Here is a 4,187-nt window from a genome sequence, read left to right as displayed (position 1 = left end):
TTGGCCATCTCTTCGCGTGTAACAAGCGTTTCATACAGCTTCTCGCCGTGACGGGTACCAATTATCTTTATTTCATTATTCGCATTATAAAGCTCCAGAAGAGTATCAGCAAGAATTGATAGTGTAACCGCAGGAGCTTTCTGAACAAACAGATCTCCATTCTCACCATTTTTAAAGGCATAAAGCACAAGATCCACCGCATCCTGCAGCGTCATCATATAGCGGGTCATATTTGGATCAGTAATCGTGATAGGATTTCCAGATTTTATCTGTTCAACCCAAAGCGGAATAACCGAACCCCTGCTAGCCATCACATTACCATAACGCGTACAGCAGATAGTTGTGGTTGCATCCTTACCCAAAGAGCGTGCAATTGCAATTGCCACCTTCTCCATCATCGCCTTGCTTATTCCCATAGCGTTTATAGGGTAAGCAGCCTTATCAGTGCTAAGCACCACCACACGCTTAACTCCAAATTCGATAGCCGAATCAAGCACATTCTCTGTACCTATAACATTTGTTCTCACAGCCTGCATTGGAAAAAACTCGCACGATGGCACCTGCTTAAGAGCTGCAGCATGAAAAACATAATCAACACCACGCATTGCAGTGTCAACAGAGCGTTTATCACGTACATCCCCAATGTAAAACTTCACTTTTGCGTTCTGAATCCTGTGACGCATATCATCCTGTTTCTTTTCATCCCTGCTGAAGATACGAATCTCTCCTATATCCGTATCAAGAAACCTGTCCAGAACAGCATTACCAAAGGAACCTGTACCTCCGGTTATAAGAAGTGTTTTATTAGTGAATTCCGACATTTTGTTGTTTTATAAAATCTATAACTCTTTTTGATTGAAATATATTATTTTTATTCTTTAACACAAACTGTTTTGCACTCAATCCTTTATCTTTAAGCTCAGAAGCAGGAGTATCAACAAGCAGCTTTTTCAATACCTGACTGACACCTTGAGCCGACTCATCCTCAAGAAGATATACATAGTCGTGATACTCCTTTGGCATTCCCGGCAGATTAGTTGTTAAAACCGGAGTACCTGATACCATATACTCCATATTCTTAGATGGGAATGAGTATTTTGTGAAATCCTCAACAGTAGGCCTGGGATTAACCAGCAATGTGGCCTGCAGCTCCGCTTCCACCACCTTACTATTGTGTACTATACCCAAGAAGCGGATGCGACCATCCCTCTTAATCTCTTCCTCTATTTCGTTTACCATGGGACCGTGACCAAACAGATGCAGCTCAACATCCTTGTCATCCAGCATCTTGAAACCATCAATAAGATACTTAATACCATACTCCTCGTAGAGTCCCCCGGCATAAATCACAATCTTTCTGCCATCACCATTAACAGTTGCGCCCGCATCAGCCATGTTCACATCAACAAGTCCCTCCATTATCATATAAGGCCTGCCTTTCAGGTTCACAACCTCATTCATCTGCTCTGTCAAAAGGATATATGCATCGAAGCTGTTAGCATACCTGTTAATCGCTTTCTCTACAAAGCGGTGAATAAAAGTTCTCCTGGTTCCGGCCAGCATCCCCGGCAGTCCCGGCAAATCAGTAACAACAGCAACAGTTTTAATTCTGAGGAACTTGCAAGCGTATAGAGCACCTGAACAGAACTCAGTCTGCAGCACATCCATAATAGCAACAGATTGATCACGATGCTTCAACCCCCATCGGAGAGTCAGAAAGAAACCCGACAAGAACATATAGAGGTTGTAAAACAGCTTGATATCAATCTTCCTGCAGTAAGTAAAGGCAATACCATTTTCGGTCTCCCTTTTTCTTTTAAGAAACCTTGGACCTACAGTTTTAGGAATTTCAGTAAGTGCATAAAGATCACATCCGTTCTCTGCCAATCCGTTAACTAGCAACTTGTTAAACTTCTGTATTGCCTGTATTGGCTTATATCCGGCATCAAACAACTCTTTTATTAGTCTGTCTGAACATAGTGTAGAAACATAAAGGATATTCATTCCAATGAATCAGTTTTCAATTCATTTATTCCCGTTAACCTCCAGATCGATATCACTTTTCAACTTAAGTTTTTTAACAAAACGCATATCATGCTGCACCATAATTTTCACAAGCTCTTTGAAAGGAGTTTTAGTTGGATTCCAGCCAAGTAGAGTGCGTGCTTTAGTAGGATCACCCAGCAACTGTTCAACCTCTGCCGGGCGGAAGTACTTAGGATCCACTTCAACAATAATACGACCTGTATCAGCATCAATACCCTTTTCATTCACACCCTCACCTTCCCAGCGCAGATTAATACCGGCTTCAGCAAAAGCAAGAGTACAAAATTCACGAACCGAGTGCATCTCACCCGTTGCAATCACGAAATCTTCAGGTTCAGGATGCTGCAGAATCAGCCACATACACTCAACATAATCCCTGGCATATCCCCAGTCACGCTTAGCATCAAGATTACCCAGATAAAGTTTATCCTGCATCCCCTGTGCAATACGTGCAGCAGCAATAGTTATCTTACGAGTAACGAAAGTCTCCCCTCTCCTTTCACTCTCATGATTAAACAGAATACCGTTAACAGCGTACATACCGTACGACTCCCTGTAGTTCTTCGTAATCCAGAAGCCATAAAGCTTAGCAACACCATAAGGACTGCGGGGATAAAAAGGTGTAGTCTCCTTCTGAGGAACCTCCTGTACCAGTCCAAACAGCTCAGACGTTGAAGCCTGATAAATACGGGTTTTCTTTTCCAGGCCGAGAATACGAACCGCCTCCAGCAGTCTCAGCGTACCCACTGCATCCACCTCGGCAGTATACTCCGGAACATCAAAACTCACCTTAACATGACTCTGAGCGGCAAGGTTATATATTTCATCCGGTTTAATTGTCTGAATTATTCTGATAAGAGAGCTCGAATCAGTCATATCAGCATAATGCAGATTGATCAGTCGCTTCTGATGCATATCCCTCACCCACTCATCCAGGTAAAGATGTTCAATCCTCCCTGTGTTAAAAGAAGAAGATCTGCGCATAAGTCCATGCACCTCATACCCTTTCTCCAGAAGAAACTCCGCAAGATACGATCCGTCCTGTCCCGTGATTCCGGTAATCAAAGCTGTTTTTGTCATTTTTATAGTTTTATAGCATCAGTATACAGTACCCATGGCATTCAACCAACGAGGTAATGATGTTTGAACATCAAATGTACAAAAAATGTTTAAATTTGCTATGAAAAATCACTTCTAATTGGTCTTAGCTACACCAGTCTGAAACTTGTCATTCTCTTTTTTGGGACTACAAACGACCTATAAATTTGCACTTTACTCAAACTATTTATAATTTTAAGTTAACAATTTATATAGCTTCTCGATAAAGCTATTTTTTGTTGCCCAATCTAACATATTGGACAACTTCTTATCTATTTTATTAACTATTTTAAATTTATTTCAAATGTTAAGACTAAATTCTTTCAAATGCAATGTAAGAAATTCAGCTTTAGCGCTAGGATTAATTTTAACTGCAGGCTTATCCTCCTGTGAAGAAAAAGGATTGGATCTTTACGGTGAAAACAGAGAAGATGTAGAAGCAACCTTTATTACAACAATCCGGCCATCAACCCGGATGTCGGACGACAAGTGGGAATCGGGTGATGCAATAGGAGTTTTCGCGATCAGCAACAGAGAGAATCTGTCAGATTCATCAATCTACAACAACTATAAAAACATTAAATATATAAATAAGAGTGATTGCAGCATAGCCAATTTTGAGGCTGCAGAAACAGCTATAAAGTATCCCGACACCAAAGAAATGCTCGATTTTACTGCCTATTACCCCTATACAGATACCGGGTATATCGGAGGAAACGATTTCAGTTTATCAGTCGATATCTCACAACAATTACCTCACTCAGCAATCGATATTCTATATGCAGAAGCGACCGGTTACAACATAGATAACCCCGAAGTAGATTTACATTTCACACACTCACTTTCACAGTTCTGTCTCAACATCACTGCTTCGGAGGATATCTCACTCGAAGGAGTTGAGATAAACATTATCAATGCAGTCACAAAAGGAGTTATGAATCTGAAAGATGGAACAGTAACCCCTTCAGAGATATCAGGGGACACAATCAAACCAGTAATAAATTATGATTCATTAGAAAACAGGATAACCGCAACAGCAATTA

The 4,187-nt window shown here is 40.9% G+C and carries 4 protein-coding genes; 1 reads left to right on the top strand and 3 read right to left on the bottom strand.

Translation table 11 applies throughout. The annotated features are described in order from the left end of the window. From PHO43_RS09430 to gmd, 3 genes are all read right to left on the bottom strand, one after another. Positions 1-821, bottom strand: an 821-nt coding sequence (locus tag PHO43_RS09430; RefSeq protein ID WP_288012072.1) for a UDP-N-acetylglucosamine 4,6-dehydratase family protein, incomplete at its 3' end; no start/stop codon positions are given. Next, positions 805-2,004 (bottom strand): glycosyltransferase, encoded by a 1,200-nt coding sequence (locus PHO43_RS09425; protein WP_288012070.1) that lies wholly within the window; start codon positions 2,002-2,004, stop codon positions 805-807. The genes PHO43_RS09430 and PHO43_RS09425, both read right to left, overlap by 17 nt. Before the next feature lie 21 nt (positions 2,005-2,025). After that, a complete protein-coding gene (gene gmd, locus PHO43_RS09420; RefSeq protein WP_053826566.1) occupies positions 2,026-3,126 on the bottom strand; it encodes a GDP-mannose 4,6-dehydratase in 1,101 nt (366 codons plus the stop codon). Between the two features lie 322 nt (positions 3,127-3,448). Here gmd and PHO43_RS09415 point away from each other — a divergent pair. After that, the coding region (locus PHO43_RS09415; protein ID WP_288012067.1) for a fimbrillin family protein at positions 3,449-4,187 on the top strand (739 nt) is incomplete at its 3' end.

Source organism: Lascolabacillus sp. (assembly GCF_028696275.1).
Classification (GTDB): domain Bacteria; phylum Bacteroidota; class Bacteroidia; order Bacteroidales; family Dysgonomonadaceae; genus Proteiniphilum; species Proteiniphilum massiliensis.
This window is presented reverse-complemented; position numbering and strand designations above follow the sequence as displayed.